We start from the raw sequence: 7,419 nt of genomic DNA, 5'->3' as shown, positions 1-7,419 counted from the left end.
GCGCGCGCGCAGTGTGGGGGACCTGCCGGCCAGTCCGGCACACGTCCTCGTCAGCGGCGTCGGCACCGGTCTGGACCTGCCACTGTTGCCCAGCCAGCATCGCTACACGGGGATCGACCTGACGCACGCCATGCTGCGGCGCGCCACCCGGCGCGCGGCGCAACTCGATTTCTGCTGTGTTCAGGGCGATGCACAGAACCTGCCGTTTGCCGACCACAGCTTTGACCACGCCATCCTGCACCTGATCCTTGCCGTGCTGCCCAACCCGATTGCCTGTCTGCGCGAAACGGTGCGCGTGCTGGCACCCGGTGGAACAGTGCTGATCTTCGACAAGTTCCTCCAGGCAGGGCAGCGGGCTCCGCTCCGACGGCTGGCCAATCCGCTCGTTCGACGGGTCGCAACGCGCCTCGACGTGGTTTTCGAAGAGGTGCTCCAGAAGACGCCGCAGCTGGTGCTCGAGAGCGATCTGCCGGCAATGGCGGCGGGCTGGTTTCGGCTGATTCGCCTGCGGCGTGTCTAGCTGCGATAGTCCGCGTTGATCTTGACGTAGTCGTAGGAGAGGTCGCAGGTGTAGACGGCAGCCTTGGCGACTCCACGACCCAGGTCGATACGGATGGTGATCTCCGCTTGCCGCATGATGGCGGCACCATCCTCTTCGCGGTAGGACGCAGCCCGTCCACCCCGTTCGGCCACCAGGATTTCGCAACCGGCGCTGTTCAGCCACACGGTTAGCCGCTGGACGTCGATCCGGTCTACGTCGGCATAGCCAATAGCGGCCAGAATTCGCCCGAGGTTGGGATCGGAAGCGAAAAACGCCGTCTTTACCAGCGGTGAATGCGCCACAGCGTAGCCGACAGAGCGGCACTCCGCGCGGTCGTGGCCTCCTTCGACGACCACCGTGATGAACTTGCTGGCGCCTTCTCCGTCGCGCACGATCGCCTGCGCGAGTTCAGTTGCGACGGCGATCACGGTTTCGCGCAGCGTCTGGTAGCCCGGTGCCGCCGGATCCGCAAAGTCGACACCCGCCTGACCGGTGGCGATCAGGATGAAAGAGTCATTGGTCGAGGTATCGCCATCGACGGTGATGCAATTGAATGACTGATCGGCGGTTTCGCGCAACAGATCCTGCAGCAGAGGGGTGGCGATGCCTGCGTCGGTGGCCACGAAAGCCAGCATGGTCGCCATGTTTGGCCGGATCATGCCGGCGCCCTTGCTGATGCCGGTGATGGTCACCATCCTGCCGTCGATCTCGATCCGCCGCGAGGCCGCCTTGGCGACTGTGTCGGTGGTCATGATGGCGTGTGCAGCGGCATGCCAGTTGTCGGCCTGGAGCCCACTGACGCAGGCCGGCAGAGCAGCGAGCAGACGATCGAGCGGCAGCGGTTCGAGAATCACTCCGGTGGAAAATGGCAGCACCTGCCGGTCGTCGACCGCCAGCAGTCGGCCCACGGCGGCACAGGTTTCTACCGCTGCCTGCCAGCCCTGTTCACCGGTGCCGGCGTTGGCCACCCCGGTATTGATCACCAGGGCTCGCATGTCGCTGCCTAGTTCGAGGTGGCGGCGGCAGACCTGCACCGGGGCGGCGCAGAAACGGTTGGCGGTAAATACCCCAGCCACTCGCGTGCCCTCGGTCAGTGCCAGGATGGTCAGGTCGTAACGGTCGGGCTTGCGAATCCCGGCCTCGGCAACACCGAGCCGAACACCTCTGACCGGAAGCAGTTCTGCAGCGCACGGAGTGCGGTAATTGACGGGCATTGCAACCTCGCGAGCCAAGACGAAAAGGCGATGCGCAAGCAGTCCGACCGGTGGCGGTTGGCAGCCGATCGCCCAGCGGGCACGGCGAACCTCTGGCGCAGCCGGGGGGGTGACTAGGACAGTTTGCCGTGACAGTACTTGTATTTCTTGCCCGAGCCGCAGGGGCAGGGTTCGTTTCGGCCGACCTTGTGCGCGGCGTGCAGGGGTTTCTGGGCTTCGGCCTCGGTGTGTTCTCCCGCCTGGCCGAGTGCCTGGTCATAATCGGCGTGATGGTAGCGGACGTTCTGCACCTCGGCGTGCGGTGCCGTCTCCTCGACATCCTGGGCGCGAATCTGCACGGTCACCAGCAGACGTGTAACGTCCGCCCGCACGCTGTCGAGCATGCGCTGGAACAGCTCGAAAGCTTCGCGCTTGTATTCCTGTTTCGGGTTCTTCTGTGCGTAACCGCGCAGGTGGATACCCTGTCGCAGGTGATCCAGTGCAGCCAGGTGTTCGCGCCAATGAGTGTCGAGACTCTGCAGCATGACGTTGCGCTCGAACTGGTGGAACATCTCGGCGCCTACCAGCTCGACCTTTTCTGCGTAGGCGGCAGCCGCTGCGTCGATGACCCGTCGCAAGAGGTCTTCGTCACGTAGCTCGGGTTCATCGCGTGCCCAGTCGACGACGGGCGGTGTCAGTTGGAGATCTGCGGCGAGTGTCCGTTCCAGTCCGGGCAGATCCCATTGTTCCTCGACGCTGTCCGCCGGCACATGCAGCCGGAAAGTGTCGTGCAATACGCCCTCGCGCATCGCATTTATGGTTTCCGAGATGTCTTCTGTCTCGAGCAGCTCGTTGCGTTGCGCGTAAATGACCTTTCTCTGGTCGTTGGCCACGTCATCGTACTCGAGCAATTGCTTGCGCATGTCGAAGTTGCGTGCCTCGACCTTGCGTTGCGCCGATTCGAGCGAACGCGAAACCAGCGGATGTTCGATCGGTTCGCCGTCGGGCATCTTGAGACGTTCCATGATCGCTTTCAGACGATCGCCGGCAAAGATGCGCAACAGGGAATCATCGAGGGCCAGGAAGAAGCGTGACGACCCGGGATCGCCCTGGCGACCCGAACGGCCACGCAACTGGTTGTCGATGCGCCGTGACTCGTGTCGTTCGGAACCGATGATGTGCAGGCCGCCCGCCACCACGACCTGATCGTGCAGCTTCTGCCATTGCGTGCGGATTTCGGTGATACGTGCCTCGCGCTCGGCAGGAGTCAGCGTTTCGTCATCACGCACCTGCGCGATCTGCTTCTCGATACTGCCGCCGAGCACGATGTCGGTTCCGCGGCCGGCCATGTTGGTGGCGATGGTGATCATTCCCGGTCGGCCGGCCTCACGGACGATTTCGGCTTCGCGCGCATGCTGTTTGGCGTTGAGCACCTGGTGCGGCAGTTTTTCGTGATCGAGCAGTGCCGAGAGCAGCTCGGAGTTCTCGATCGAGGTCGTCCCGACCAGTACCGGCTGTCCCCGCTCGCGACAGCTGCGAATGTCGGCGACGATTGCACCGTGCTTCTCCTTCGCGGTACGGAAGACCTGGTCGTTGTTGTCGGTTCGGCGCATCGGCTGGTTGGTCGGGATGACCACCGTTTCCAGACCATAGATCTGCTGAAACTCGTAGGCTTCGGTATCTGCCGTACCGGTCATCCCGGACAGCTTGCCATACATCCGGAAGTAGTTCTGAAAAGTGATCGAGGCCAGGGTCTGGTTCTCGTTCTGGATGCGGACGCCTTCCTTGGCTTCGACTGCCTGGTGCAGGCCATCCGACCACCGGCGGCCGGACATCAGGCGGCCGGTGAACTCGTCGACGATGATCACTTCGCCGTTCTGCACTACATATTGCTGATCCCTGAGGAACAGATTGTGGGCTCGCAGGGCCGCGTAGAGATGGTGAATCATCAGGATGTTGGAGGCATCGTAGAGGCTGCCGCCGTCGGGCAACATGCCGGCATTGGCGAGCAACTGTTCGGCATGCTCGTGGCCCTCCTCGGTCATCAGGATCTGATGGCCTTTTTCATCTACCCAGTAATCACCCGGGCCGTTCTCCTCGGCGCAGCGCGCGAGCAGCGGGGCGACCTTGTTCATCCGGATGTAGAGGTCGGTATGGTCCTCCGCCTGCCCCGAAATGATCAGGGGGGTGCGTGCTTCATCGATCAAGATCGAATCGACTTCGTCGACGATCGCAAAACTCAGCTTGCGCTGCACCCGCTCACTTGCCGAGTAGACCATGTTGTCGCGCAGGTAGTCGAAGCCGAACTCGTTGTTCGTGCCGTAGGTAACGTCAGCGGCGTAGGCTGCCTGTTTCTCGGCATGCGGCATTTGCGACAGGTTTACCCCGACCGTCAGGCCGAGAAAACGGTGCAACCGCCCCATCCAGTCAGCATCCCGGCTGGCCAGATAGTCGTTGACCGTCACGACATGCACCCCGTTGCCGGTCAGGGCATTGAGGTACGCGGCCAGCGTTGCAACCAGCGTTTTGCCCTCGCCGGTTCGCATTTCGGCGATCTTTCCGTCGTGCAATACCATGCCGCCGATCAGCTGGACGTCAAAATGGCGCATGCCCAGCGTTCGCTTGCCGGCCTCGCGGACGACTGCGAAAGCTTCCGGCAACAATGCGTCGAGCGTTTCGCCATTGGCGACACGAGTCTTCAATTCGGCGGTCTTGCCGCGCAACGCATCGTCGGACAACGCGCTGATTTCCGCTTCCAGAGCGTTGATCTTGCGGACAACCTGGGTGTATTGTTTGATCAGCCGATCATTGCGGCTGCCGAAAATCTTCTTGAGTAGGCCGGAAATCATTCTGGGAACGGTAGAGGAAGTTGCGGGATTGATATGGGAACCCGAGTCAGGAGCCGGCTCCCCTCTGCGGTGGGAAGGAAAGCTGAAGTGCCGTTCGGCCTGGGTTACCGAACCGGCAGGATGACGGGATGTGCACTATCATGCGGCGCGCGGCATGGATACTACCTTCAAGCGTGGCGTGACGCAATTCTGGTGTCGTCGGAGGGTGCGATTCAAGCTGCAGTGGGCTAGTCTGAGCACTACCCGTGGAGCGATGGGAGGAGAAGATGAGTGGACGGAAACTGAGCGACGCGGAGTGATCCGCGTCCTGAAGGCACACTTGGCACCCGCCACGGTTCCTGACGCCGAGGCCCCCGTACGGCACGGCCATCGTTATCTGAACCAACGCCAGAATCAAGTCGACCATCCGGCAGCGATTTCCCGTCACCTGCCGATCGGCTCGGGAGAAAATCCGATGTGATGAGCGGTCGTCTCCGGGAGCCGAGTCCATGATAGAGCGGCAGAAGGATCGGCTGAAAAGCGATCAACTGCCGTTCGTCATGGCCGTGCCTGCTCCGTTTCGGGAACCTGAGACCGTCCCCGCAAAACAGGCTCCAGTGCGTGCCACAGCCACCTGGTCAACCGCCCCGGTCAATTCAACTACCAGACCGTCATCCATGCCGGATTACCCATCGGCTCCGGCGAAGTCGCGAGTGATAATGACTTTGTCATTAAAGGGCAGCTCAAACTCGTCGGCGCCCGATGGATACCCGACAGCGGAATCTTCGCGTGACCAGCGCCAACGGCGGGTGGCAGCGGGATTGGAAGGCCTACGCCCAGGTCGCTCGGACTCCCTCGACCAACACTTTCGATTGTGCTCCAACGACAAGCGTCATGCGACCCAGAAAAAGGCCAGGTCGACAGACCCGCAGGGAGACGATGGTTGTAATATGCTCGTTCGCAATCGCACCCTTGCCCGAGCCATCTCTTCTGACGGAACGAACCGATGAACATTGTAGCCACGACCACCGAAGCCCCTCCCCACCAAGCACCCGCCGGCTACCCGCCGGAATACTTCCAGAATCGCGAGATGAGCCTGCTGGCTTTCAATCGGCGCGTGTTGTGGCAGGCCAAGAACCCGCGCACACCGCTGCTCGAGCGTCTGCGCTTCCTGTGCATCGTGAGCAGCAATCTCGACGAGTTCTTCGAGATTCGTGAAGCTGGCATCAAGGAACAGCTCAAACTGAATTCGGTGGCGATCACGACTGACGGGAAGACGGCACGCGAGGTGTATCGGCTGGTCGGCGAGGAGACCCATGCCCTGGTCAAGGAGCAGTACGCGCTGCTCAACGAAGAGATCCTGCCGCAACTTGCCGCCGAGGGAATCCGCTTCCTCAAGCGCTCCGACTGGAACGACGCGCAGCGCGAGTGGATCCGTGAGTTTTTCTTCCGTGAGGTGATGCCGGTGATCACGCCGATCGGTCTCGACCCGTCCCACCCGTTTCCGCGCGTGCTCAACAAGAGCCTCAATTTTGCCGTTGAACTGGAAGGCCGTGATGCTTTCGGGCGCAGCTCCGGTGCAGCCATCGTCCAGGCGCCACGGGTTCTGCCGCGCGTGATCCGCCTGCCGCGCGAACTCGGCGAGAGCGAGTATTCCTTCGTCTTCCTGTCCTCGATCCTGCACGAATTCGTGCACGAGCTGTTCGCCGGCATGAAGGTGCTCGGCTGTTACCAGTTCCGTGTGACGCGCAACAGCGACCTGTTTGTCGATGAGGAAGAAGTCAAGAACCTGCGCGCCAAGATCCAGGGCGAACTGCCGCAGCGTCATTTCGGCGACGCCGTGCGGCTGGAAGTGGCCAATAGCTGCTCGGAAGCAATGACCCAGTTCCTGCTCGGACAGTTCAATCTCACCGAGACCGACCTCTATCGCGTCACTGGTCCGGTCAACCTCGTTCGCCTGATGCAGGTCCCCGACTGGGTGCTGCGCAACGATCTGAAGTTCGTCCCGTTCACACCCGGCACACCGAAGGCACTGCAGAAGTGCCACAGCGTCTTCGACAGCATCCGCGGCGGCGATATCCTGTTGCACCACCCCTATCAGAGCTTCAATCCGGTCATCGAGATGCTCGAACAGTCTGCCAGTGACCCCCAGGTGGTCGCCATCAAGATGACGGTCTACCGTACCGGTACCGACTCCGTCCTGATGCAGTCGCTCTTGCGCGCGGCGCAAAACGGCAAGGAAGTCACCGTGGTCGTCGAACTGATGGCGCGCTTCGATGAGGAAGCAAACATCGGTTGGGCCACCAAACTCGAAGAGGTCGGTGCGCACGTCGTCTATGGCGTGGTGGGCTACAAGACCCATGCCAAGATGCTGATGATCGTCCGCCGTGAAGAGGGGCAGGCGGGCAGCAGCATCCTGCGCCGTTATGTCCACCTGGGGACCGGCAACTACCATCCGAAGACCGCCCGCCTGTACTCCGATTTTGGTCTGCTGACCTGCAATGAAGAGATCGGGGCAGACACCAACGAAGTCTTCAAGCAACTCACCGGCCTCGGTCGCGCACAGGCACTGACGCACCTGTGGCAGGCTCCGTTCACACTGCAGCCGAACGTCGTCGCGGCGATCTGCGCCGAAGCCGAAGCCGCCCGCGCCGGCAAGCGTTCGCGCATCATCGCCAAGATGAACTCGCTGCTCGAACCGGAAACCATCGCCACTCTCTACGAAGCTTCGCAGGCCGGGGTCAAGATCGATCTGATCGTGCGTGGCGTCTGCGGTCTGCGCGCCGGCGTCAAGGGCCTGTCGGAGAACATCAGCGTACGCTCGATCATCGGGCGACAGCTCGAACATCATCGCGTG

The 7,419-nt window shown here is 61.9% G+C and carries 4 protein-coding genes; 2 read left to right on the top strand and 2 right to left on the bottom strand.

Going from position 1 to position 7,419, the window contains the following annotated elements:
• The coding region (locus tag JNK99_RS05795; protein WP_291849969.1) for a class I SAM-dependent methyltransferase at positions 1–520 on the top strand (520 nt) is incomplete at its 5' end.
• Here JNK99_RS05795 and argJ read toward each other — a convergent pair.
• Positions 517–1,755, bottom strand: coding sequence for a bifunctional glutamate N-acetyltransferase/amino-acid acetyltransferase ArgJ (argJ, locus tag JNK99_RS05790; RefSeq protein WP_291849965.1), 1,239 nt, complete (start codon positions 1,753–1,755; stop codon positions 517–519). The genes JNK99_RS05795 and argJ overlap by 4 nt on opposite strands.
• 113 nt (positions 1,756–1,868) lie before the next feature.
• Complete coding sequence (gene secA / locus JNK99_RS05785) at positions 1,869–4,583, bottom strand: preprotein translocase subunit SecA (RefSeq protein WP_291849962.1); 2,715 nt, start codon at positions 4,581–4,583, stop codon at positions 1,869–1,871.
• A 985-nt stretch (positions 4,584–5,568) separates the two neighbouring features.
• Between secA and ppk1 the strand changes: the two genes are divergently transcribed.
• Positions 5,569–7,419: polyphosphate kinase 1 (gene ppk1, locus JNK99_RS05780; protein WP_291849959.1), on the top strand; the 1,851-nt coding region annotated here is incomplete at its 3' end.

This window comes from Accumulibacter sp. (assembly GCF_016789985.1).
Taxonomy (GTDB): domain Bacteria; phylum Pseudomonadota; class Gammaproteobacteria; order Burkholderiales; family Rhodocyclaceae; genus Accumulibacter.
This window is presented reverse-complemented; position numbering and strand designations above follow the sequence as displayed.